Source organism: Pedobacter sp. 10L46_2, from assembly GCF_056395165.1.
The window spans coordinates 1-22,809 of the sequence record NZ_JBFTIZ010000007.1 but is presented as its reverse complement, the minus strand read 5'-3'; the positions used below and the strand labels follow the sequence as shown (position 1 = coordinate 22,809).

Genomic DNA, 22,809 nt, shown 5'->3' with positions numbered 1-22,809 from the left:
GTATACATTAATAATAACATCAATCTTTTACACAGCGTACGGAATAGCCATTATATTTAAATCCAGATGAGATATCAACTTCTATATATGAGTGATACAATCGAATTTCATCGCCGGCTACTCCACCAGATACTCCACTATCCTCTGTAGAAGCCCAGTAATAGCCAATCAAAGACAAGTTATCAAAGTTCCCATGGGCGAAACGGTATCCACCCGGAAGAGCCGAAAACCCGCTGCTATTGGTTGCACCCACATTGGGTGTACTCCAATAAAGTAAGTCTTTTAAGGGGCCCCCTGCTGAGTATTTGCCATTTAAGAATGTTATCAATGTTATCCATTCATCCTTTGTAGGTACATGCCATCCTGCAGGTGCTATATTGTTGCTGTTGTTTACGGCATACCAATTATACAGCTTACCATAAGGATTATTATTTTTACTGTCATTGTTATAGTAACAATAGGCTCCTTTTGTAAAGGCATCCCATGTTTGCGAATCAGGAGCAGTTAGTATCTCAGCGCCGTTTCGGTAATGCGTAGTTTTCAGATTCTCCACCATCCAGCATTGTGTACCGATAGTAACGGTATGATACACGTTACCGTCCACATCAGTGACAGTTCCACAATTAGCCAAGCCTGTTGTGGTAAAACTTATTTCGTTACCATAAGCGGTGCCAATGCTGTTGGTTGCATATGCCCGTACATAGTAAGTAGTATTACTGTTTAGGCCTGTAAGGTTGCTTGTAAAATTGCCTGCGCCGCTCCCATCTGTTGTTTTATCATTGACAATAGAAGGATTGTTGTTTGTACTCCAACACACACCTCTTGCGGTAACGACACTATTGTCTATGCTACTGATCGTGCCGCCTGAAACGGCTGTCGTATTGGCAATGCTGCTGATGGCTACGGTGCTTACCATAGGCAACTGCGGTGCTACACTTACTACAATATAGCCGGTTTTTGTTTTGGTATTGCTGCCGTCGGCATTTGTTACAGTAAGCGTTACATTGTATGTTCCCGCAGCGTGGTATTGAATATTGACCGGATTTTGCAAAGAAGAAGAAGAYGGCGTACCTCCCGCAAAGCTCCACGACCACGATGTAGGATTGCCGGTAGATAAATCTGTAAAGCTGGCCACCGAATCTGTTTTAATACTAGTAACACTTGCAGAAAAATCTGCTGCCGGTAAGATTGCATTATCCTTAATCTTAGTGCAGGAAATAATTAGCGTACTGCATAACATCAAAACAAACGGCAAGAATTTTAAATCTCTCATGATTTCATTTTTTATGCAGTAAAAGTAGATAACTTACCAAACCGACGTAATCATTAAAAAAGATGATTTTTTAGTATACGCTTTTAAAAAATCATTAAAAAAGATGATGGAAAATATGGACCCACAACATTTTATTTGCGTAGTAGAAAAATGTAAATTAGGGTATGAGAAAATCACTGCTGATATTATTTGCAGGCTTTATAAGTTTCGCCTCTCAGGCACAAGGATTGAATAGAAACAGTCTAAAACGAACTATTAACTATAACAAAAAAGATAGCAATACTGTAAATGTTTTATATCAATATGGAGAAACGTACAGGCAAGACAACCCTGATTCTGCCACTTTTTACTATAACAAAGCAAAAGAGCTTTCTCAAAATATAGGATATAAAAAGGGTGTTGCAACTTATGCAAGCTATCAAATAGTAATATTGAATAATAAAGGTTTATTTAAAGAGGCTTTGTCTCTTACTCTTGATGCCCTTGATATTTTTAAAAAATATGGGAACAAAAAAGACTTGTCGGTTGCCAATTTAAATGTGGGTAGTGAGTGGGAATATCTTTCCGATTTTTCTACTGCGTCGGAATATTATTTAATTGCAAAAAAATATGCAGAAGAAATTGACGACAAAAAAATGTTACGAATAGCAAACAATAATTTGGCTTCTGTATTTATAAATTTACAGGAATATGCCAAAGGTCTTGAGTATGCAGAAAAAGCATACAAACTCGCTGTAGAATTAAATAATAAAACTGCGCAGGCTAATACACTCTGCAATATCGGAACCGCCTCTAATAACCTTAAAAATTATGATAAAGCCATAAGCGTATTTCGGGAAGTAGGAAAAATAGGTAAAGAAGAAAAGGACAACATTAACATTGTAAGTGGGTGGTTAGGTATAGCAGATGCCTTAAAGGGTAAACAAATGTATGCATTGGCAATAAAATATTATGATACAGTACTTTATTTTTCAAGACATGAAGAGTTGCCTGAATATACTTTGTATGCCAATATGGGCATGGGACAAACTTTAATTGAATCAAGAAAATATTTAAAAGCAGTCCCTTATCTCAATGAGGGAATCAACTTAGCTCATAAATTTGGTTCAAAAAATGAGTTAAGCAGCTTATACGAATATCAGTCTAATTTGTACAAAGGAGTAGGAAAACTTGATAGCGCATTGGCGTATCGTCAAAAGTTTGAGTTACTACGAGATACTATATTAGGAGAAAATACCAAAAATACTGTAGCAAACCTAGCAGCCAAATACGAATTTGAAAAAAAAGAAGCACAGATTAAACTACAACAAGCGCAGCTTCGCCAAAAATCTATCCTCAATTATATTCTTATCGGCAGTGCGCTTGCCATATTAATTATTTCACTGCTAGGTTATCGCAACTATATTCATCGCCAAAAACTACAGCAATTAAAAATTGATGAATTAGAAACCGAAAAACAACTTACCGCTACAGAAGCAGTACTAAAAGGTGAAGAACAGGAACGTACCCGACTAGCCAAAGACTTGCACGATGGGCTTGGCGGGATGTTAAGTGGAATAAAATTTTCATTAAATAATATGAAAGAGAATTTAATAATGACCCCGGACAATGCTCTTGCTTTTAATCGCAGCATCGACATGTTAGACAGCTCTATACAGGAAATGCGCCGCGTAGCACATAACATGATGCCCGAAATACTGGTAAAATATGGACTGGATGTTGCATTGAAAGAATTTTGCATGGAGATGGATCGTAGTGCTGTGTTACATGTAAACTACCAGTCGGTGGGGATGCAGCAAACAAGCATACCGCAAACTACATCAGTCGCCATTTATCGCATTATACAAGAGTTGCTGAACAATGCGATTAAACATGCCCATGCCAAAAATGTATTGGTGCAATTGCATCAAGCTGATCAGGAAAAACTATTAGCCATTACGGTAGAAGATGATGGAAATGGTTTTGATGTCAATCTTTTAACACAATCTGGTGGAATGGGCTGGCATAATATTAAAAACCGCGTTGAGTTTTTAAAAGGCAGGATAGATTTGCAATCCGGTCCTGGCAAAGGTACTTCAGTAATGATAGAGATTAACATTTAACTACAGGCAATGAAAATAAGCATTTTCGTAGTAGATGACCATTACATGGTGACAGAGGGTATTCGTTCTTTACTGCAAAACGAAAAAATACTTGATTGGATGGGCCATGCCACCAACGCAGCATCCTGCCTTAGTTTTCTTAAGCTACACGAACCTGATGTGATACTAATGGATGTAAACCTTCCTGATAAAAGCGGAATAGATTTATGTAAAGAAGTTAAGCAACTGTATCCCTCTTTAGCTATACTTGGGCTTAGTACATTTAACCAGCAAGCCATTATCAAAAACATGATGGATAATGGTGCTTTAGGTTATGTATTAAAAAATGCCACAAAGGAAGAACTGTTAGAAGCGATAAACACCGTGATTAAAGGCAAAGTATATTATAGTTTCGAGGTCTTAAGCGCAATGAGAAAACCAGAGCCCAATCAGCTTCTAATCACCAGAAGAGAAAAAGAGGTTTTATTGTTAATTGCAGAAGGACTAACCAATGCAGAAATATCAGAAAAACTTTTCATCAGTATTCCAACTGTAAACACACACCGCAAAAGCCTGTTAGAAAAATTTGAAGTAAAAAACACAGCCATGCTAATCGGTAAGGCTTCAAAATTGGGATTGATTTAATTGTCTTGCAATATTATTTCTAAATCATCTATTTGACATTAAGAAAGTTGGGTTAATAAACAAATAGTGTTACACCGCCAGGGCATGTATTTCGCAAATAGTAGACACTTTAAACACAGCGTCGATGGATCAGTGAGTACTGGCTATATTGATTACGATATTTTTAATAGCGAGGAGAAGGCACTTTTATTATTTTTGTCGCAAAAAATAAAAAGTGCCTTTCCTGTTTTTAAATGACATTTACTAAAGTTAAGATAATCCCCGTGGCGGCTAGTTTTTCACTCTTTCCAATTCATTTCCGGCGCCACCGGTATTGCGCTTCTTCGCAGCAGAAGCTCCTTTGCTGAAACTATAGCTGAAAGAGACAAGGCCTATTCGGTTGTCAAAAATGTTGCGGTAAGTGGCCCGGGTCTGCGGAATGTTGAGTATTTCGCCCTGTGGCCTGAAGCGGTTCAGCACATCACGTAAAGTAAATTTCAGGGTACCTTTATCTCCGAGGATTTTCTTTGAGACGCCGGTGTTGATGTTGTAAAGCGCGCGCTTTTTAAACTGAGCGCTTTGGTTGGGCGTCACGTACATGGCGCTCAGTTCTGCGCTCCATCCTCTTCCGAAATTGAACTGGTTATTTGGATTGACATAAAAATAAAAGCTCTGTATGGTATTGCCATCATTGCCGGGCAAGCCACTGAAATCAATTTCGACTGCTTCACTGTACATATTCAATGTGTACCAGTTTCCCGCCTTCAGGTTCAGGTTAACAGAGCCCCCGTAAAAATGCATTTTCCCAATGTTTCCTGTCCTGCTGATAAAAATGCCTTTTTCCTGCTCAATGACTTCAGAAATCATTGATGAGGTAACGTTGTAAAAAAGGTCGATGCTGAGCTTATTGTTGTGGTTAAAATTGAGGTCGATCTTGTGAGCAAACTCCGGTCTGATATAAGGATTGCCGGCAAAGTAAGTGAACTTATCCAATAGAAAAATAAAAGGATTCAGGTCCTGGTAGTATGGTCTTCTGATTCGTTTCCCGTAATATAGTGTGAGTTTATTTTTGGCGCTATCCAATTTGTAGGAAAGATAAACTGTTGGAAAGAGATTGGTATAGTGCTGCGAAAAGGAGGAATCCGGGCGGAGCCCATTGCTTAGTTGGTGTCCTTTCATATTTGTCTGTTCCATGCGCAGTCCGGCCTGTATGCTCCATTTCTTCCATTCCTTGCTGAAATTCACGTAAGCTGCATTAATGTTCTCCTTGTACCGGAAGTGATTGGTCTTTTCATTGTCCACCAGCAACACATCTCCCCGACGTATAAAGTAATCTGCAGTATTATCGGTGTTCACAAAGCTGGTCTTTGCACCTGCAGAGAATTTTGCTTTATGGGCCAGGGGGTGCTCGTAATCGCCTTTTGCAGCATAGATGGCAATGTCTGAGGGAAGTTGAGCCACGAGGTTCTCTTCGTTGATACTATTATTGGTGGTATTAAAGATTCTATTTGCAAAAGACTGGTCCGTTCTGGCACTATAGCTGATGTGGTCRAGATCGAAGCTGAGTTCGCGGCCCAGACTGTCAAACTTATGACTGTAATTGAAATTGATCCCGTTGCTGTTCAGTTTCGACTGTTCAGAATTGAGTGCCGTAATCAGAGAGTCCGTCTGTCCTGCAGAACCCGTTGCGATAGCCCCCACTTCTTTTCGGTTACGGCCGCTGTTGTAAGATCCGGTAAACACAAAACCCAGCGTGGTCTTCTCGCTGACATAGAAATCCATGCCTGCTTTGATATTCGGGGTTTTGTTCCGGTTGCGGAACACAGTACTTTGCATAAAAGCAGAGGTCAACTGCTGGTCCTGGTCATAAAACCAGCGGTTGATGTCCAGATCCCTCCAGGTGTCGGTTTTATTGTAACCGAGAGTGGTAAAAAAGTTGAACTTATTTTTGCGGTAGTTCAGGTCGATGCTCTCATTGTGGCGCCAATTCGGTGAGTACCCTGCACCAGCATTTATAGATCCGTTCCAGCCACTGATCAGTGATTTTTTCGTGCGGATATTGATGATCCCGGCGCCTCCCGCCGCATCATAGCGGGCGGGGGGATTTGGAATAAGTTCAATCTGGCTGATGCTGCCCGAAGGAAGCGATTTCAGGTACGCGGTAAGGGCGGCTTCCGAAAGATAAGTAGGGCGGTTGTCAATGAATACGACCACACCCTGCTGACCTTTCAGGCTAATTTTCCCGTCCTGATCAACCATAACCCCAGGTGCTTTCTCCAAAACCTCCAGCGCATTGCTGCCGGCATTGGAGATCAGGGCGTCTACATTGATGACTGTACGGTCTATTTTGTGTTCTATAAAACTTTTTTTTCCACTGATCTTTACTTCTTTGAGGTCTACCGGCTTTTTTAAGGTATCAGTTTTATTCCCCGAAGTATCCTTTTTTTGGGCAGGCTTGGATTGCGCTGCGGCCAAAATTGGGGCAATAGCTATCCACAGGGTGAATGTCACCCTCAAAAATGAGTTCGTCATATCCCTTTTTAGTTATTTAAGATAGTAGCTGCTGGATGTGCTAACTCCTTTGCCATTCCTGTTGTAAGAAAAATCAATGGTATCTTCTGGAGACTTAAGGAAATTTTTTAATACAGCATCTTTTACTGCCTCAGCTTGTTTTTTGCCGTTTACAGTCAATTCTTTGTTGCTGATGTGGAAACGAAACTGATCACCTTTGGTATCGATACCAGCTTTTTCCAGGGCTTTGATCAAATTCTGGGTCAGATCAGAAGACTTAGCTTCGACTTTTGGAGATGGTGAAAGCTTTACCCTTGGATTAGGGCTGGCTATAGGGCTCAGTTTCACCTGGGGATCCGCATTGAGGGTTGAGGAGTACTGCTGACTACTGTCCAATGCCATATTTAATGCACTTAGTACTGTTGTAGTTATGTTCGAAGCGAAATTCTCGACCAGCTTATGGTCTACGTTTAAAGTTACATGACCAGTGTTATTGGTGTTTGAATTGACGTTTACCGAAATCTCCGGTTCAACACTGTCTTCAGTATTGGCCGTTTCTTTAGTTACCGTTGCCGGGGAACTTGTTTTTGCTGCTGGAGGTCGTACTTTTGATTTTACAGTGGTTCGTTTCTGAGGTTTAGCAGCAGGGCTGGTCTGAGATTTTTCCTTTTTTGCAACGGGTTCCTGGAAAATGGACTTTGGAGCCGGATCAGTTGTGCGCAATAGTGTAAAGCTGCAGAGCAGTAGCACAGCGATCAGCATACATCCCTTTTCTATGGAATTTAACGCGGTGTTCTTTTGGTAGACCATTCGTTTTATCCTGCTGACCAGGTTGCTTTCTTTTGCAAATGCCATGGCATATGTGGGCACCTTTAGCTGGTATTCCTTAAAGGAAAGCAATGCCTGGATATAGTTGTGTTTTTCATCCGCATTTTGGAGTACCAGTTCATCGCAGCAATTTTCCCGTTCTTTTCTGATTAGCGCCGATAACCATAATACTGCAGGGTTAAAGAAGAAAAGCAGTTCCAGTACATGTTGTAAAATATTTACCAGGAAATCCATTCTCTTGATGTGAGCAAGTTCGTGGAGCAGCATCATTTCTATTTCCCGGGGTTTAATGGCGGTGATCATTCCCAGGGGGATTAAGATCACTGGCTTGAAATGACCGATGACCAGCGGTACCTGGGTGAGCCCTGACTGCATGATCCTGACCGCTTTAGACAGGCCCATTTGTCCAGACAGCCTTGCCAACTGGTCTTCCCAGTGTTTACCAGCCGGATACACCTGGCGGGTTTTCAGGTAATGAAGCTCAAACAGGTTGCTGGTCAGCTTAATGCTTTTTGCGAAGACAATAAATAACCAGATCAGGGTGATGGTTCTGGCATTATCGTTCATAAAATCCCTGCTTGAGGCGATCAGATCTGTTGTCTCCGTATTTATTGTGTTATTGATACCAGCTTTCCGGAAATCCGTTGTTACTTGCGGAGTTCTTATCAGGCGGTTGAATGCGCTCGTGGTTGGATTGGTTTCACGAAGTTTGAAAACAACGGTAACTGCTATACTTGCCGTGAATAAAGCCAATAGTGTCACCAGTATACGGTAACGCAGTAAAGGACTTGCTGAACGGGTGAGCAAGAGTGTAAGACCGGTCAGCAGGGCCAGTATCAGGCCGAGTGCCAGGGAATATAGTAAAACGGTGTTTAAGATCTGTTCCATAATTTAGGTTTTAATAATAATGGTTTACTTTTGTTGATCCAGCTTATTCAGGATGTCCCTGATGGTCTTTAGGTCTTCAGAAGAAGCATTTTTACTGTCGAGCAGCTGCATTACCAGGTTGCCTGCAGAGCCGTCGTAAATGTGGTTCACAAACCTGTCCAGTAAATGGCTTTTGGTTTTGCTCGGATCTTCTGCAGCCCTGTAGATGTGAGTCATGTTACTTTCATCTCTGGTCAGCATCCCTTTTTCAGCCATAAGCTGCATTTGTTTTAATGTGGTAGTGTAATTTACCTCCTTGATCATCGCTAACTGGTTGTGCACAAACCTGACTGTATTTGGCCCATGTTTCCAAATGACGGTCAATATATCTAACTCTGCTTTCGAAGGTTCTATCTTAGGTTCCATAAAACAAACATACGATTAAAATCGTACGATGCAAATTTATTTAGCTTTTTTTTAGAAAACCCTTAATTAGCAGATCATGCCCTATATGCTTTTATCACCATAGTTACATTAACCATTATTATTTTTAGAATTCAGCAGCGCCATTGTATTTTTTTTGCGAGATGCACCACTGGTGCAACAAGTAAAAGATCTGATAATTGATCAATCTTTCAATTCAAAGCTGAATAAATTGAAAAAGGCGAATCATGAAGCTTTTTATTATTGGATTAAAATAAAAGGCCTTCCATTACCATGTTTATTGTACCGGTTATTAGCAAGTAGCTTGATAAGCAATTGTAATTGGTTTGAACCTGAGGGAGCCTGGCTGTGCTGTTCATCATTTGTGGCTTTACTTCATTTTAACCACAACTTTTCCCTTGGCACGTCCACGCTCTACATATTCCAAAGCCTCATTAGTCTGCTCAAATGGAAATACTTTATCTACTACAGGCCTAATCACCTGCTGTTCAATTAGATCCGAAATCTCTCTCAATTGCTTTCCATCTGCCTTCATAAACAGAAACGAATAATCTACACCTAACTTCTTTGCTTTTCTGCGGATACCAGAACTGAGTAGCGACAGGAGAACCTTCACAAACCATGGCGTTCCAATTGCTTTAGCAAAGTCAGATGTTGGCGGGCCAGAGATGGAGATCGCCTTTCCTCCTGGTTTCAATATTGTTAGTGATTTTTCAAGTGTTTGATTGTCTTGGCTGTTTAACACGACATCATAATCTTTCAGGATGGCTTCAAAATCTTGTTTCTTGTAATCAATTAGCACATCCGCTCCTAGGTCTTTCAGCATTCCAAAGCTCTTTTCACTTGCAGTTGTAGCAACGGTTGCCCCCAAATGTTTAGCCAGTTGTATCGCAACTGTACCTACCCCTCCTGAGCCTGCCTGGATAAAAACTTTCTGTCCTTTTTTGAGATTTGCTTTTTCCACCAAGGCTTGCCATGCAGTAAGTGCAACCAAAGGAACAGAGGCAGCTTCTTCCATAGAAAGGTTTTTTGGCTTTAAGGCTACGTCCCTTTCATTAATCGAAATAAATTCTGCAAATGTACCGATTGCGAAATCCGAAGGGCGTGAATACACCTCATCTCCTATTTTAAAATACTTTACATTTTTTCCAACCTGGATAATCACACCCGCCACATCATGCCCTAAAATAAGCGGCATTTTGTAAGGCAGTATCAATTTAAACTCTCCAGTCTTAATTTTCTTATCCAAAAGATTTACGCTTGCTGCATAAATCTCCAACAGAACCTCATTATCACCAACTTCTGGTGTTGGAACATCTGCAAGCTGAAGACCATGTTTGGTATATTTGTTAATGATAAAAGCTTTCATTTTAATTTTTTAAAAGATGATGGTTCTTTTTCGGATTAATTATGTTAAAAGCAATTTTAGGCAAAATCCTATTAACCAGATTAAAAATTTTTGCGTCGCCCACGCGAATAGTATATTGGTTTTTTGATAGACCTTTGATCAGCCCCTTAACCATTTCTTCAGTCGATATTTTTTTATCATTTCTATCTGCGGTCATTTCCGTCGCTACAAGTGGTGGGATCAATTCAAATACTTTCACTTTACTCCCAATGATCCTTAAGTGTTCACGAAGTGATATTGTATAGAAAGCCAGTGCTGTTTTTGACGAAGAATAGGTAGCTTCAATTAGGGAGGGAGCCTGACTCAGAATTGATGTGGTATTGATTATTGCAGCTTCATTTCTGGATTTGAGCATATCGAGAAATAGATTGTTTAGCCTTAACACACCCAGGTAATTAACTTCCATTTCGTATCCAGCGCCTTCAATATGTTTCTCATTTGCAACTCCTAAATTTGATGGTGGAACCAGGACCGCGGCATTATTGTACAGGATATCTATACCGCCCAATTCTTTCACTTTATTAAAAAGAGATTGCGCATCTGCCTTATTTCCTGCATCACTTTGTATGGCTGTTATAGCAGGGTATTTATTTTTAGCAGCATCTAGTTTTACCTGATTTCTTCCTGTAATGATAACGTTCGCGCCAATTGATAAAAACTGTTTAACTGCTTCTAGCCCTATCCCTGATGCCCCACCTGTTACCAGTACAGTTTTTCCTTTTAAGTTCATATTGATTAAGTTTTATAAGACAAAAGAATTAATGGTTTACCTCTTCTTTGATTAGATTTGCCAAGGCGTGCATTTTTTTACTGTCTCCAACCGGAACTTCGAATTGATTTTTTTCCAAGGCTGTAAACAGCTCATCGGCGACCTCTGATGGCGGAATGCCGTTAGCTCCACCAATCTCTGCCGAAAAATCAGTGTTAACCAAAGGAGGATAAAGTTCAAATACATTTAGACGGTCATTTTCAGAAAATGTATCTCTCAATCCCTGGGTGTAACTGTGGAGCGCTGCTTTGCTCGCAGAATAGGTTGGCAAGTACTTATTTGGCCTAAATACAGCTATTGAAGATACGTTTACAATAGCCGCTTCTGTTTGCTGCAAAAGTAATGGTAATATTAAAGCTGTAAAATCTATAACACTAATATAATTCGTGTTGATTTCCTGATACGCTTTTTCTGCAGCATTATTTTTTTGGCCGCTTAAATCATTTATAAAGGCAGCTCCAGCATTGTTTATGATTATATTTAATTCCGGATGGTTATTTCTTAACTCTTCTACAATCTTAATCCTCTCCAATGAGATAGATAAATCTCCCTGTATGGCAACTGCTGTTTTATCTAACTCTTTTAAGGCATTTTGAAGACGTTCTTCACTACGCCCATTGATAATAACTTTATTTCCTGCTGCACTCAATTTTTTAGCGATAGCCAAACCAATACCCGCGCTTCCACCGCTGATGAATATTGTATTTCCGGTTGTTTTCATTGCATCTCTGATATAATTGTTTAAATTTACTTGCGTTTTGCAAGTACAAATATACAAACAACTTTCATTTTGCAAGTGATTATATAAATTATTTTTATGGTGGATATAAAAAAGAGGTCTGAATGCCCTATAAGTAGCTCTCTAGATATTTGGGGAGACAAATGGTCATTGCTGATCGTTAGAGATCTTATGTTCTTTAAACAATGTACTTACGGCGACTTTTTAAAATCGGAGGAAAAAATAGCCACTAATATTTTGGCCTCCAGATTACAAACGCTGGAAATAAATGGCATAATTACCAAACAGAATCATCCTGAAAGCAAGGCAAAAGTTTTATATAAACTAACTCAAAAAGGGATTGATTTGCTCCCGCTGATGATTGAAATAAACTTATGGGCAGATAAATATTTTACGTTACCAGCAGAAAGAAAAGAAGTGCTCGAAGATTAAAGCAAAATATTTTGATCAAGTTACCCTTGATCAATTTTCAAGGCAAGACTTTGCGAAAAAAAATACAACCCGAGCGCAGCGAGTGTGGAGATTTTTTTTCAGCAAACCCTAAAGGGGCTTGGTCTTGACGGAAGCGCCCGAACCTATCAGCAGTGCCAGAAGTTCCCCATCAGACAAAGCATAAGCCCCACGGGCAAGAAACTTCTCCCTCGGCCGAAGTTCAGATTCCATACCCTTAATCCTCTTTTGTTGTTGAATTCTGGCCTCACGTAATTCATGTACATCAACCTCCTTTCTCGGCATTTACTAAATCAAACTGGTACGGCTGCCCTTCGTGAAAGGGATAGCAAAGGATACTGCAACTCCACCTTCTTTATCTATCTCGATCCGTAGTTCTTCACCGAATTGATTCCTCAGACGTTTGGCTGTATTGTTTAGACCTATTCCGTCACAGGCAAACATCTCCTCGACAGTTCCCCTGTAGGGTATTCCGGTATTATGGATATAGAAATGTGATGCCTTTTCATTAGTGTGGCATTTGATGTATATCCTACCGCCATCAATGGCTGGCTCAATCCCGTGTTCTATGGCATTTTCCACAAGCGGTTGAAGCAACATGGGAGGAATCATTGCTTGACCATCGCAGGAGCGGACATCAATTTCAAAATCAAGTCTGCTACCAAAACGGCTTTGCTCCAACAACAGATAGGACTTTACAAATTCGATTTCCTGCCACAGTAGAACGAGCTCTTCCTGCGTAGAACGCAATGCATAACGGAAGGTGTCGGCAAGTTCGGCAATCAGTACACGGGTGTGCTCATTCTCCGCGGGCACCGATGCGCTGATGCTGTTTAGGGTATTGAAAAGAAAGTGGGGCTGTATCTGAGCCTTGAGGCTCTCGATCTCTGCCTTGTGGGCAAGTTCACGCAGTTCACGTTCCCTGTGCTGTTGAATTTCCCGCTCCCGAAAGAAAAGATCAATGTGAAGCGAACTGAATACCTGGATGTAGAAAAGGAGATTGGGCCCGATATTTTGGAGCATTTGCTGGCTGGTCATCACCGGTAGGCCTGCAAACTTGTTGTACCACCGATAAAGGACAATCCAGATGATATRGTATATAACGCCGGTAAAAAAATGCAGGGCGAACCGTTTCTTCATAGGAAAGCGGGTCCACTTCCGGAAATGGAGCCACCAGACTGGAAAACATGCGATGGCCATTATCGAACAATCAACCAGCAGCTCCCTGATAAATGGTTTGGAAATGCCTTGAGAAAACAGCCGCGGGGTAGCATACAGGATACTCATCAAAATCAGGCAGAAAAGAAAAAGCAAAATTTCCCTTTTCGCATTTCCCATATGTTTATGCTTTGTCATTATCAGTAAGTTTAACCTGAGTTGAATTTATGTGTTTTTTTAATTATACTATTTTTTCTTTTACCGCTCAAGCTGGTAATTCGACCAGCTTATATGTCGTGTGTCCGAAAAATTCCACAGAAGTTTCTTTCTCGCTATATTGCAGTAAAAAGATACCATGGCAAAAATGTCCGTTTTGATCATCGATGATGAAGAACCTGGGAGGATACTGGTACGACAATATCTTGACTCTTATGCTGAATATTTTGTCGCCGGCGAATGTGCAAACGGCCTGGAAGCCATCTCTCTGATCGACAGGCTCGAACCTGACCTTATTTTTCTGGATATACAGATGCCCGGCGCTAACGGATTCGAAGTGCTACAGCGGATCGGGCATGTCCCAAGGGTAATCTTTACGACAGCCTATGACAACTATGCTATTCAGGCCTTTGAAACAAATGCTACAGACTATCTCCTGAAGCCCTATACCAAGGGTAGGTTTGAAAAAACCATGGCGAAACTTCAGAACCAACCTTCACAGCTGCCATTTGCCGTTGCTGATTCTTATCGGGGGAGAACAAGCTTTCCCGAACGGATCCTGGTAGAGTGCAAGAAGCGCTTCCGTAACATCCAGGTAAATGAGATCATTTTTCTCAGGGCCTTTGGGGACTATACCGAAATACATAGCGAAACTGACATGTATATTAGTTCAACAGGCATCACCGTGCTTACTGCAAAATTAAACCCGGAAAAATTTCTCCGGATCCACCGTTCTACTGCGATCAACGTACAACACATTGCAGAGCTCTATCGGGACATCGGTAAAACATTTATCGTTATGAATAACGGCACCGAATTGACTGTGGGCAGAAATTACCTGCCCACAATAAAGGACCTGATCATTTAAGATGGTATTCGGCTGTTAGCTTGTGATCTATTCCGTCGGTGCTTGTGAACCGATGTTCCAAAACCAGCTTTTTTGAACTGGACTCCAATACTTTAGCCTCGTCCTTCTTGCCATCGCTGTGAAATATGATCTTCGCATTATTTCCTGCCAAAGTCCAGGTCCCATCCTCTTTTTGGTCTGCTTCTTCTTCATCACATCTTTTCTTTTCGGCAAACCGGATTACCACGCCATCGCGACGAAGAAGTAAGAGGTCGTCCTGATCACAAGGCTCCAGCAATGCAAAGATGTCAGTGTCCTGTTTTCCATCAAGGTCCCAGTCAACACTTGGGCTGACCGTAAATTTCTGCATTTGCCACTTCTTATCTATAAAAGACGTCTGAGTTTCCTTCTCCCCTCCAGCAACATGGCATGCTCCGATCAGGATAGCCATCGGGCTTAACATAAGCATGATGGCCGGTAGTCTAATAAATTTCATATCTGTTTTTATTTTCAAAGATCATAGGAAAATGCATACTAATATCAAAAATACGACGAACGGTATACTAAGGCCATGAACGGCTGTCTGAACCGTTGAGCCTTCAAATACCACTTCTTACCCAGCATTATTACGGTTCATCGAAAAGAAAACCCGGGCGTTTCCTATTCCGGTAACTTCACGGTCAACAAAAATCAAATACTTTAAAATCTCAACTTATGAAAACTTTTCTCCGAACATTTATATTGCCCGGTTGCTTATTCCTCTTTGCATGCTCAAAAGGAGTCGACGGTAAACAAGAGGAAGAAATTCCTTTCGGCCAGGACGAAGTAAGAAAACAGCTTTCCTTCTCGGACCTGCCTGAAAGGTCTAAAACGCTCATCGTGTCTGGCACCGGTACTTATGTTAACCTGATGGAAAATCAGCGTCCAAAATTGCCTGATTTCAGATCTCTGGATAGGAACCCCAATATATTACGTGGGTTTGTGAAAGATATATTCGGCAGGCCGGTGAAAAATGCAGAGGTCGGTGTACGCTCCTCTATTGCGGGAGGATTCTATAGTTCGGCAACAGGACTGTCTGATCAGAACGGTTATTATGAAGTGAACATCCCCGTTGGCAATACAGAAATATGGGGATCTAAAGTAACCATCGAATACCAAGGCGGTCGGGCATTTGTCTCATTATTTCCTGCGGACAGTACTTTAAGTGAATTCAGATCCTCGGATGGTGCTGTGAAAAACTTTGTATTGCTGCCATATGGTAATGGCCGTCCCGATGAAATTGCCAAGGCCCCTCAGTGGCCAACAAGTTATGTGGGAGGATCGATACATCTTTCTTATAATCTGCGGACAGAAACCCTTCCCTTACCAGGCAGTTTCCCTATCGGGTCGGTCATTGTGGTCAAACTCATGCCGGTTGATCTGGTCCATGCAGAAGAAAGGATTACGTTCATCATAAAAAAAGAAGTCCTTAACAACAGTCTCTACATCAACAATATTCCATTAGGCAAGTATAACCTGGAGCTTTCCCTTTCTGATGGCAGAACGATCCTTATTCAGGAAGGAATCAATTTGAAACAGGAATTCGGACTCAGCCCCAAACAGGCTGAAGGAAAAGCTGCGCTGACATTCATCCCCGGTGATCCGGAATGTTTGACCTGGTTTGGAAATTGGAAAGAAGTTCCATTGAACATTGAATTAAAATAAACGGAAACAACATTCGCAATAGGAATTCGCTTATGCATGCAGTAGTCTTGCCTCGGTGAGACAGTGCAGCGTACGAAAATATAACTAAAAATGATAATTAAAATAGAGAAAACAAGAATGAAAATTACAAGAAAATTAACACTAGCAATTGCGCTAACTGTATTAGGAGCATCATCAGCATCTGCTCAAACTTATAAAAAGGGAGACAAATTGGTAAATGCAGGACTGGGTATTGGTGGCGGTTTTGGAATTCCAATTGGTGTAAGCTACGAGCATGGCTTTACAGATAGAATTAGTGGAGGTGGTTATTTGGGTTACGCGGGTAAAAACGAGTCGTTTGGTGACTCGGGCAAGTGGAAATATACTTATGTGCTGGCTGCAGCAAGAGTTTCATATCATTTTAGGATTAAAGATGAAAAATTTGACCCTTATTTAGGCGCAATTTTGGGTTATAACATAGCTTCGGTAAAATGGCAAGGTGAGGAAGCAGCGCCAGCATCTGCTTCTGCAGGAGAGGTCATTTTTGGCGGACATCTTGGGGCCAGATATTGGTTGGCAGAAAAAATTGGCATCTTCGGCGAATTAGGTTATGGCGTAGGCCTGTTGAATTTAGGTGTAGCTTTTAAACTATAAAGGGATTCCGGTATTATCAATTAAAAAGGCCTTATACGCCTATCCCTTTATAATAAAGCTATAGGCGTATAAGACTAAAAGAAAAAATTTCAGCACGGGAAATTTTTATAAGCAACGAATATTCGCCATGTAGTTCGACCGCTGATTTAAGTTGTTTAACGATGTTTTAAGGGGTTCGAATATTTTTTTTATAACGAACACATTTAGAGGCTATTTTCACAAAATGAATAAGATAAATTTTTATATTGGATTAATAACAATCATGTTATTTGGTTTAGCAAGTTGTAAGAAAGGGGAAAAGAATATTCTTAAAGAAGAAGAACTTCCTTTTACCAATATTGGTAGTGTTAACAATTTGCCGGGTTTTGGCAATGATGATGATAAGCCTGAAGGTATTCCATTTGAACTGCCAACAGGACTAAGGTTTGTATCAAGGCCCGACCATCCATTTGACCCAGATTTAAGGAAACTACATGGCAACATGAATACCTTTTATGTTGATGTAAATATTGAGAGAGATAGTACCTGGAAGGAAGACAAACTTCTAACATTTCCCCCTGGTTTGGTAATGCTTAATGTATCACCTAGCAGAATTCAAAATGGGATGTTAATGGGTAGGGTAAGAATTAACGTACCACCTAACGGGAGAGGGCCAGGAGGTAAAAAGGACACTATAACTGTATATTTAGGTGTTGCGTGTATGAATTCTTCTAAAGGTTTACCCTGGGAGGATAATCAAGAACCAGACACCCGTAATTATGTTATTGGAAAGGGTACTCACACCCCGTATGTAGTTGTCACCAATGCCGAAGTTTTAAAGTTTTTGTCATTATTGGAAGATAAACCCCATTTGAATCTTACAAGGCATCAAAATCCTTTGGATGTTTATGATCCTGACTATGTAGAACCAGAATGGATGAAACCCTACAATACCATACAAACGATGTTCTGGAAAATAACCGATGGACAAGGATTGACCGAGGCAGACCTTAGGGAACTTCTTGAAGCAGTTAAAGGATAGTTATCAAAGTACCAGAGATCTGGATTTTGTCGGTGCGCTCATTCATACGCTACAAAGTAATCTGAATATGGGTAGATTTGTCTCATGTTGATCCCAGATAACAAGCTAATTAGCGATGGTTATATAATTTTAGAAAAGTACCTCAAAGACAATGAGTGTATACAAATGATAACATCGCTTAAAAAGCTAGGTGTGTTTGACTATACACATGAGGCAAGTGCAGGTAACCTGCTTTGTACGTCACCTGAGTTGTACAATTTTGCTGAACAAACTGCTAGACAATTGCTTGGTGAAGGGGGAATGCAACTAAGCCCTATCAAAGCATTTATCCTGGACAAGAGTATTGAAAATAACTGGTATATACCATGGCATCAGGATTTAAAAATTGCTGTAAAGCAGATTTTACAGGTGGAGGGTTATACGAACTGACATTAGAAGCAGGCATCCCACATACAGAACCTCCCTTAAATATATTGGAAGGAATAACAACATTGAGAGTTCATCTGGACAATTGTACAAAACGAAATGGTGCTATCTATATTCTGCCTAAAACGCATAACCGTGGCAAACTTACTTCCAGCCAGATAGAAGAAGCAGTGACCAATGAAACCGCCTTATGTTGTGAAGTACAACAAGGAGGGGTTATGATCTTTAAGCCACTTCTGTTGCACAATTCCCCTCTTTCCCAACAGGAAATGCCCAGAAGAATTTTGCAAATTGAATATGTCAAAAAAGAGCTGCTTAGCCCACTATTAGAATGGCATTAGCAATAAAGCATATAGCTGAGTTAGCCTGTACAGAAAGAATTCTACATTTTTAACACCTCTGAATAGATTTCTAAAAGCCTTTATTTTTGCATTAAAAGATTCCGCCGAGGCATTGGTTGATCTGTTATCAAAGTAATTCAATATAGTCTGATAATGGTTTTGTATAGACCTGGCAATTGTATTGAAAGCTTTAAATCCAGTTTGTCTTACTTTTTCATGCCATTTGGCCAGATTAGCTAGTCCAAAGACCTTATCTTTTGTATTTTCAAAGATCCGACTAAGTCCCATACTGAGTCCGCAGGCTGTTCTAAGATCAGGAAATCTTCCAAATAAGAGCTCTGCGCGATCCTTTTGGCTATCTGTCCAGTCTGAAGGCTTTTTATACAGCACATATCTACTGCGGGCCAGCAATTGCTTGATGGTATCTCCATTGTGAAGTACTTCCGCTTGAAATGGACGACCAGTCTTTTGATTGTTCTATGGCTTCATTTTCTACATCCATAGCTTCCCACCTGTATTTGACCCGCATCTCTTGCAGTGCCTCCGTAGCCAGCTTCTGTACATGAAACCGGTCAGTCACTCTGGTTGCCTGCGGAAAACAACGTTTGCAGATTAATTCCATATTACCTGCCATATCCAGGGTAACCTCAGCCACTTTTTTCCTTGCTCTTTCCGAAATCCTTTGCAGTACTGAAATGACAGTTTGCGCTTTGGTACCTGCTACAATGGCAACAATGGCTCCTTTCTTACCCTTTGCGGCTTTGTTGGTAAGGATGGTGTAAAGTTCACCATGGGACAGGCTGCTCTCGTCGATGGAAAGCTGTTCACCGAGGTTTTCTGGATATAACAGCCATTTCTTTGCATGTGATTTCTGGTGCCAGCTTTTAAAATCACTTAGATAATCACGATATTGACGGAGCAGATTTTTTGCCTTTACTGCATAGAATGAACTGATAGCATCAACACTATTCGGGGCTGTATCGATTGATTTCTTTTAAAAAAGCCGCGAATTCCCCTGTCATTCGCGTTCCCTTTTCTACTAAAGTCCAAGTCCGGTAAATCAAAGTAGAGGTCTCTGTATTGAGCCATCGGCGGCGTCGGATATGAAAAAACACCTTATGCCCCCGGATAGGAAAGTCCTGGATCACAATCTGAGGAAAAAAACCTTTGGACAAAACTTTAATCCCATCCCATTCCGATGGAGGAGTATTGACTTCTTCAAGTTCGATACTCCTTTGAATTCAAAATTCTCTAGTATAAAATCCGGCAGAAATAATCTGAGCAATGAGGCAGTAGCTGAGCTGATCTATCAAATTAACACTAAATTAGTGGATAAAAAAAAGAGATTGAAAGTTTCGAAAAACGATCAATCTCCTTGCGTACTCCAAAATTCTTATTTAACGAACTGCTTCAAAGGCATGAAGAACATGAGGGACATTTATAAAATTCAAGACTAATAATACGAAAGCATCTTAAAATGACTATAAAATTAAAGTTCACTTAAAGTGTACTCGTCGAAAACCTTTGTCACACAGCTTCTTGAAGGATATGGAACGTTTAACCAACATTGCGGGTGGTTCTGTTTCAGATCCCCTTAGTAGGGACTGTAAGAAAAAATACCAGCAAGTCATCAGATTTCTTTCTCCAAATTGAGTTCTTTAAAGATTTCTTTGGTAATTATTTTTGTATTAAAAGCCAGATGCTCCCAATTACAATGCAAAATAGATATTGGATAGGGAATGCCCATTTGCCTCTTGGTCAAATCCATGCTAATTACCGAATTTGCCTTTATTTCCCTTTCTCCCTGCATCAAATTAAAAAGCCCTCTGGCGAATTTTTCATTAGACCCTAAATAGAAGCTCGCATAAGTCTCTAAGCCCTTAATGGTCTTCATATTTAATGAAATTTCAAATGAAGTTTCCATAACAATAGATTAAAAAAAGAGCTACCATCTAGGTAGCTCTCGAAATTCATCTTTGAAGAAATTATTTAATTTCTATCTGACGGCTTACTGTTTTTGCTTCTTCTCTTTTTGGAATATTGATCGCTAAAACACCATCAGTATAACTTGCCTGAATGCCGTTTTCATCGGCACTTTCAGGTAAGGTGAAAGAACGGACAAAAGAACTATAGCTGTACTCACGTTTGGCGTAATTCCTTTCCTCTTGTTTGTCGTCTGTTCGTTGCTCCACAGAAATACTCAATACATTCCTTTCAAGGTTGAGCTTGAAGTCTTCTTTTTTAAGTCCCGGAGCCGCCAATTCAACATGATAATGATCGGCACTTTCACTGATGTTTGCAGCGGGCACGCGGGTTACCATGCGATCCGCAAAGAAAGTGTCATTGAAGATGGAATCAAAAACATCATTAAAGCTTGGCATTAATGAATTTCTCTTGTTTTCTGGATTAAATTTAACCAATGTCATGGGTTTTCCTCCTTAATTGATTTAATGATTAAAACTTATAATTAATTAAACTCTTTGAACTTTCGTTCGCCCATAATAATACAACATAAATGCCAAATGGATTTTTGATTAATGAGGCTGAAAAAATTACAAGATCACTGAAAAATATTCAGTTTTTAACTGTCAAAAATTCCTAAATCAACTGAGATTTATAACCAAAATATGTTCTATTTATGTCTTGCCAGCAAACTAGTTGGGGAGTTAACCTATATATTTGTTTTAGAACCGGGGAGCTAATCGTGAAGGTCTCTGATGCCTTTCAGTAATTCCTGTAATGCTTTATATGCCCTGTTATAATCAAAGCCGCCTCCTGCTGACAAGGATCTGGCTAGATATGAATGCTCTTCATCCTCTAATTCGTTTTCTATGATCAGAATAGTTTTTTGGATCGCTTTAGGATTGTTCTTTAACAATTTGGCAATATCTCTACCTAAAATTCTCGCACAAGAGGTGATAATGTCCCAGTCTTCGCCATTAACGATGTCTTCATGTTCATCATATAGTACTTCATATTTGAGCTCTATGTAGTTAGCTAGAATAAATCCCTGATCCCTTCCGTCTTTGTCATCTTTGTATTTTCTGTCGTTCCAGGCATATATCTTCATGAAATAGATGGCATGGATTGGCGCCACAGAGAAAGTTAAATCTTCTTCATCTATTTTGAAAGTGATAGTTTCCTCACGAACCTCCATGAATCCGGCAACATTCATGGACCGCATAAAGTCAGGTGGCCAGTCATATTCTCCTTCTTCATTTTGGATTTCGCCAAATGGAACAATATCTATTTCACAAATTTCTTTGTAAATCAGTTTATGTGTCACTTTTGTCGCCGTAAATAATCCCGATTTAAGTAATTTATCCAGCACTGATTGATAGACTCCCCACTCAGGTACGTATAACGCGAAATCCACATCTAGCGTTTTTGGCCCCGCACCCAGATGATACTGCCCATCTAATATTAAATCTCTTGCTGTTGCTCCGATCAACATAAAATCATATGCCTGATCTCCAAGAATTTCCTGGATATCTCTTATCACTTCTTTTAATTGATCCGGAATTTTATCTGTCGGTAAATTGTATGTACTCATCAAAGATCTTTTGTGCGGTTTCTACTTTTCTACTGTCGTTGGACGTTATTAGGTCTGCATACGCCAGTATAGGAGGTACGGCATTTTTTCCGTCTATAACTTTTGTAAATTGATAAAATTCATCACTCCAGAACTGTTTTAGCACCTCGATTTCATCTTTATCGTTGGCCTTTATCAATTTGAATGCTGACATCCATTTTTTATCGTCATCCTCCACAAATAAAGTTATTTTTTGTGGACTTAAATAGTTAGTATAAATGTTGCCAGCAGCTTCGCCTCCCCAAGCCGCTTTCATCTCAGTAAGGTCGATCTTTTTAAAGTCTTGTGACAGCTTATAAAATTTTGAATAGTAATTGCCAATCAGGAGCTTAGGCTTTAGCTGTTCCTTATATGCTATAGCCCATCTGTCTAGCAATTCCTTTTTATGATTTAATATCTTTTTGTTTCGCTGGCCTAAATGCACATATTTTGTGTTCAGCAATTCGTTCAAAATAACAGTAATAGAAGCCATTGATACATTGACCGCTCCCGCCATTTGTCGATAAGGTAAATTAATGAAATCTGGATCATTCAGAATTCCAAACAACAGTTTTACTCCCGTTTCTGTAAAGATCCGATTTGTTTTGTCTTTTGGAACGGCTGTTGCACCTTTTTGCCCTAAGTGCACAAGAAATATCTCTTCATCTACAATATAAAAGTTCCCTAGGCTGTCCATGTAATTTATTCCTGCATTCACCAGCTCATCACCAATGTTAGGGTAAATAACTGGTGCCATGACCAGCAACTTCCGTGAGTCTTTTCTGAAAAGCTTTAGAAAGGAAATGGTGTTATGTGATGCCTTAGATAAGTTTATTAAGTTGTATTCTCTTTTTTCTTTGTTGAAGAGTATCGTTATAATTCCTGAATGTTTATCCTC

At 40.1% G+C, this 22,809-nt stretch carries 26 protein-coding genes; 9 read left to right on the top strand and 17 right to left on the bottom strand.

Annotated elements, in window-relative coordinates; translation table 11 throughout:
• Positions 1-19: 19 nt before the first annotated feature.
• A complete protein-coding gene (locus tag AC1DDX_RS01980; RefSeq protein WP_337717185.1) occupies positions 20-1,273 on the bottom strand; it encodes an FISUMP domain-containing protein in 1,254 nt (417 codons plus the stop codon).
• Positions 1,274-1,437: 164 nt separating this feature from the next.
• Between AC1DDX_RS01980 and AC1DDX_RS01975 the strand changes: the two genes are divergently transcribed.
• Together AC1DDX_RS01975 and AC1DDX_RS01970 are read left to right on the top strand one after the other, a co-directional pair.
• On the top strand, positions 1,438-3,375 hold the full coding sequence (locus tag AC1DDX_RS01975; protein ID WP_477621736.1) for a tetratricopeptide repeat-containing sensor histidine kinase: 1,938 nt from the start codon (positions 1,438-1,440) through the stop codon (positions 3,373-3,375).
• Between the two features lie 9 nt (positions 3,376-3,384).
• Entirely contained in the window at positions 3,385-3,999 is a 615-nt protein-coding gene (locus tag AC1DDX_RS01970) for a response regulator (RefSeq protein ID WP_172661406.1), read from the top strand.
• A 270-nt stretch (positions 4,000-4,269) separates the two neighbouring features.
• Here AC1DDX_RS01970 and AC1DDX_RS01965 read toward each other — a convergent pair whose 3' ends face one another.
• The 6 genes from AC1DDX_RS01965 to AC1DDX_RS01940 form a co-directional block, all read right to left on the bottom strand.
• Entirely contained in the window at positions 4,270-6,510 is a 2,241-nt protein-coding gene (locus tag AC1DDX_RS01965) for an outer membrane beta-barrel protein (RefSeq protein ID WP_288882179.1), read from the bottom strand.
• Positions 6,511-6,522: 12 nt separating this feature from the next.
• On the bottom strand, positions 6,523-8,205 hold the full coding sequence (locus AC1DDX_RS01960; RefSeq protein WP_288882177.1) for a M56 family metallopeptidase: 1,683 nt from the start codon (positions 8,203-8,205) through the stop codon (positions 6,523-6,525).
• Positions 8,206-8,229: 24 nt separating this feature from the next.
• Positions 8,230-8,610, bottom strand: a complete 381-nt coding sequence (locus tag AC1DDX_RS01955) for a BlaI/MecI/CopY family transcriptional regulator (protein WP_172661409.1) — start codon at positions 8,608-8,610, stop codon at positions 8,230-8,232.
• A 388-nt stretch (positions 8,611-8,998) separates the two neighbouring features.
• A complete protein-coding gene (locus AC1DDX_RS01950) occupies positions 8,999-9,997 on the bottom strand; it encodes an NADP-dependent oxidoreductase (protein WP_337717188.1) in 999 nt (332 codons plus the stop codon).
• Between the two features lies 1 nt (position 9,998).
• Entirely contained in the window at positions 9,999-10,766 is a 768-nt protein-coding gene (locus AC1DDX_RS01945; RefSeq protein WP_288882171.1) for an SDR family oxidoreductase, read from the bottom strand.
• Positions 10,767-10,794: 28 nt separating this feature from the next.
• Entirely contained in the window at positions 10,795-11,526 is a 732-nt protein-coding gene (locus AC1DDX_RS01940) for an SDR family oxidoreductase (protein ID WP_172661411.1), read from the bottom strand.
• A gap of 96 nt (positions 11,527-11,622) precedes the next feature.
• Between AC1DDX_RS01940 and AC1DDX_RS01935 the strand changes: the two genes are divergently transcribed.
• Positions 11,623-11,976 carry a winged helix-turn-helix transcriptional regulator gene (locus tag AC1DDX_RS01935; RefSeq protein WP_288882166.1) on the top strand — a complete coding sequence of 118 codons (354 nt, stop codon included), beginning with the start codon at positions 11,623-11,625 and terminating at the stop codon, positions 11,974-11,976.
• A gap of 108 nt (positions 11,977-12,084) precedes the next feature.
• Here the strand turns inward: AC1DDX_RS01935 and AC1DDX_RS01930 are convergent, their stop codons facing one another.
• Together AC1DDX_RS01930 and AC1DDX_RS01925 are read right to left on the bottom strand one after the other, a co-directional pair.
• The gene (locus tag AC1DDX_RS01930) at positions 12,085-12,207 is read right to left on the bottom strand and encodes a UPF0758 domain-containing protein (protein ID WP_477621741.1); all 123 of its coding nucleotides are present in this window, start codon (positions 12,205-12,207) and stop codon (positions 12,085-12,087) included.
• A gap of 75 nt (positions 12,208-12,282) precedes the next feature.
• Positions 12,283-13,350, bottom strand: a complete 1,068-nt coding sequence (locus AC1DDX_RS01925) for a sensor histidine kinase (protein ID WP_477621735.1) — start codon at positions 13,348-13,350, stop codon at positions 12,283-12,285.
• A gap of 157 nt (positions 13,351-13,507) precedes the next feature.
• Between AC1DDX_RS01925 and AC1DDX_RS01920 the strand changes: the two genes are divergently transcribed.
• Positions 13,508-14,236: a LytR/AlgR family response regulator transcription factor gene (locus AC1DDX_RS01920; RefSeq protein ID WP_172661413.1), complete on the top strand. Its 729-nt coding sequence runs from the start codon at positions 13,508-13,510 to the stop codon at positions 14,234-14,236.
• Here AC1DDX_RS01920 and AC1DDX_RS01915 read toward each other — a convergent pair.
• Positions 14,229-14,711, bottom strand: coding sequence for a lipocalin-like domain-containing protein (locus AC1DDX_RS01915; RefSeq protein WP_172661414.1), 483 nt, complete (start codon positions 14,709-14,711; stop codon positions 14,229-14,231). The genes AC1DDX_RS01920 and AC1DDX_RS01915 overlap by 8 nt on opposite strands.
• A gap of 218 nt (positions 14,712-14,929) precedes the next feature.
• Here AC1DDX_RS01915 and AC1DDX_RS01910 point away from each other — a divergent pair, with 218 nt between their 5' ends.
• The 5 genes from AC1DDX_RS01910 (at position 14,930) to AC1DDX_RS01890 (ending at position 18,340) form a co-directional block, all read left to right on the top strand.
• On the top strand, positions 14,930-15,919 hold the full coding sequence (locus AC1DDX_RS01910) for a carboxypeptidase-like regulatory domain-containing protein (RefSeq protein WP_172661415.1): 990 nt from the start codon (positions 14,930-14,932) through the stop codon (positions 15,917-15,919).
• A gap of 117 nt (positions 15,920-16,036) precedes the next feature.
• Positions 16,037-16,552 (top strand): outer membrane beta-barrel protein, encoded by a 516-nt coding sequence (locus tag AC1DDX_RS01905; protein WP_172661416.1) that lies wholly within the window; start codon positions 16,037-16,039, stop codon positions 16,550-16,552.
• 223 nt (positions 16,553-16,775) lie between these two features.
• Positions 16,776-17,573, top strand: a complete 798-nt coding sequence (locus AC1DDX_RS01900; RefSeq protein ID WP_288882156.1) for a hypothetical protein — start codon at positions 16,776-16,778, stop codon at positions 17,571-17,573.
• 165 nt (positions 17,574-17,738) lie between these two features.
• Positions 17,739-18,002: a hypothetical protein gene (locus tag AC1DDX_RS01895; protein WP_477621734.1), complete on the top strand. Its 264-nt coding sequence runs from the start codon at positions 17,739-17,741 to the stop codon at positions 18,000-18,002.
• Positions 17,939-18,340 (top strand): phytanoyl-CoA dioxygenase family protein, encoded by a 402-nt coding sequence (locus AC1DDX_RS01890; protein WP_477621733.1) that lies wholly within the window; start codon positions 17,939-17,941, stop codon positions 18,338-18,340. The genes AC1DDX_RS01895 and AC1DDX_RS01890 overlap by 64 nt, the downstream gene beginning before the upstream one ends.
• Here AC1DDX_RS01890 and AC1DDX_RS01885 read toward each other — a convergent pair.
• The 7 genes from AC1DDX_RS01885 to AC1DDX_RS01855 form a co-directional block, all read right to left on the bottom strand.
• On the bottom strand, positions 18,326-18,730 hold the full coding sequence (locus AC1DDX_RS01885) for an ISL3 family transposase (protein ID WP_438871747.1): 405 nt from the start codon (positions 18,728-18,730) through the stop codon (positions 18,326-18,328). The two genes, AC1DDX_RS01890 and AC1DDX_RS01885, sit on opposite strands and share 15 nt — an antisense overlap.
• Before the next feature lie 4 nt (positions 18,731-18,734).
• Positions 18,735-19,295, bottom strand: coding sequence for an ISAon1 family transposase (locus AC1DDX_RS01880; protein ID WP_477621740.1), 561 nt, complete (start codon positions 19,293-19,295; stop codon positions 18,735-18,737).
• Between the two features lie 10 nt (positions 19,296-19,305).
• Positions 19,306-19,569, bottom strand: a complete 264-nt coding sequence (locus AC1DDX_RS01875; RefSeq protein WP_477621739.1) for an ISAon1 family transposase N-terminal region protein — start codon at positions 19,567-19,569, stop codon at positions 19,306-19,308.
• Between the two features lie 401 nt (positions 19,570-19,970).
• Positions 19,971-20,264: a hypothetical protein gene (locus AC1DDX_RS01870; protein ID WP_172661419.1), complete on the bottom strand. Its 294-nt coding sequence runs from the start codon at positions 20,262-20,264 to the stop codon at positions 19,971-19,973.
• 61 nt (positions 20,265-20,325) lie between these two features.
• On the bottom strand, positions 20,326-20,766 hold the full coding sequence (locus tag AC1DDX_RS01865) for an Hsp20/alpha crystallin family protein (RefSeq protein ID WP_172661420.1): 441 nt from the start codon (positions 20,764-20,766) through the stop codon (positions 20,326-20,328).
• 272 nt (positions 20,767-21,038) lie between these two features.
• Entirely contained in the window at positions 21,039-21,893 is an 855-nt protein-coding gene (locus tag AC1DDX_RS01860; protein WP_172661421.1) for a hypothetical protein, read from the bottom strand.
• The coding region (locus AC1DDX_RS01855; protein WP_477621732.1) for a type IV toxin-antitoxin system AbiEi family antitoxin at positions 21,865-22,809 on the bottom strand (945 nt) is incomplete at its 5' end. The genes AC1DDX_RS01855 and AC1DDX_RS01860, both read right to left, overlap by 29 nt.

What these genes read in the sequence shown, in the direction of transcription:
- AC1DDX_RS01930 (WP_477621741.1), bottom strand. Translation starts at nt 12,207, where the DNA reads ATGGAATCTGAACTTCGGCCGAGGGAGAAGTTTCTTGCCCGTGGGGCT.
- AC1DDX_RS01915 (WP_172661414.1), bottom strand. Translation starts at nt 14,711, where the DNA reads ATGAAATTTATTAGACTACCGGCCATCATGCTTATGTTAAGCCCGATG.
- AC1DDX_RS01865 (WP_172661420.1), bottom strand. Translation starts at nt 20,766, where the DNA reads ATGACATTGGTTAAATTTAATCCAGAAAACAAGAGAAATTCATTAATG.
- AC1DDX_RS01955 (WP_172661409.1), bottom strand. Translation starts at nt 8,610, where the DNA reads ATGGAACCTAAGATAGAACCTTCGAAAGCAGAGTTAGATATATTGACC.
- AC1DDX_RS01910 (WP_172661415.1), top strand. Translation starts at nt 14,930, where the DNA reads ATGAAAACTTTTCTCCGAACATTTATATTGCCCGGTTGCTTATTCCTC.
- AC1DDX_RS01935 (WP_288882166.1), top strand. Translation starts at nt 11,623, where the DNA reads ATGGTGGATATAAAAAAGAGGTCTGAATGCCCTATAAGTAGCTCTCTA.
- AC1DDX_RS01870 (WP_172661419.1), bottom strand. Translation starts at nt 20,264, where the DNA reads ATGGAAACTTCATTTGAAATTTCATTAAATATGAAGACCATTAAGGGC.
- AC1DDX_RS01945 (WP_288882171.1), bottom strand. Translation starts at nt 10,766, where the DNA reads ATGAACTTAAAAGGAAAAACTGTACTGGTAACAGGTGGGGCATCAGGG.
- AC1DDX_RS01895 (WP_477621734.1), top strand. Translation starts at nt 17,739, where the DNA reads ATGATAACATCGCTTAAAAAGCTAGGTGTGTTTGACTATACACATGAG.
- AC1DDX_RS01920 (WP_172661413.1), top strand. Translation starts at nt 13,508, where the DNA reads ATGGCAAAAATGTCCGTTTTGATCATCGATGATGAAGAACCTGGGAGG.
- AC1DDX_RS01950 (WP_337717188.1), bottom strand. Translation starts at nt 9,997, where the DNA reads ATGAAAGCTTTTATCATTAACAAATATACCAAACATGGTCTTCAGCTT.
- AC1DDX_RS01890 (WP_477621733.1), top strand. Translation starts at nt 17,939, where the DNA reads ATGGCATCAGGATTTAAAAATTGCTGTAAAGCAGATTTTACAGGTGGA.
- AC1DDX_RS01860 (WP_172661421.1), bottom strand. Translation starts at nt 21,893, where the DNA reads ATGAGTACATACAATTTACCGACAGATAAAATTCCGGATCAATTAAAA.
- AC1DDX_RS01960 (WP_288882177.1), bottom strand. Translation starts at nt 8,205, where the DNA reads ATGGAACAGATCTTAAACACCGTTTTACTATATTCCCTGGCACTCGGC.
- AC1DDX_RS01975 (WP_477621736.1), top strand. Translation starts at nt 1,438, where the DNA reads ATGAGAAAATCACTGCTGATATTATTTGCAGGCTTTATAAGTTTCGCC.
- AC1DDX_RS01970 (WP_172661406.1), top strand. Translation starts at nt 3,385, where the DNA reads ATGAAAATAAGCATTTTCGTAGTAGATGACCATTACATGGTGACAGAG.
- AC1DDX_RS01900 (WP_288882156.1), top strand. Translation starts at nt 16,776, where the DNA reads ATGAATAAGATAAATTTTTATATTGGATTAATAACAATCATGTTATTT.
- AC1DDX_RS01905 (WP_172661416.1), top strand. Translation starts at nt 16,037, where the DNA reads ATGAAAATTACAAGAAAATTAACACTAGCAATTGCGCTAACTGTATTA.
- AC1DDX_RS01940 (WP_172661411.1), bottom strand. Translation starts at nt 11,526, where the DNA reads ATGAAAACAACCGGAAATACAATATTCATCAGCGGTGGAAGCGCGGGT.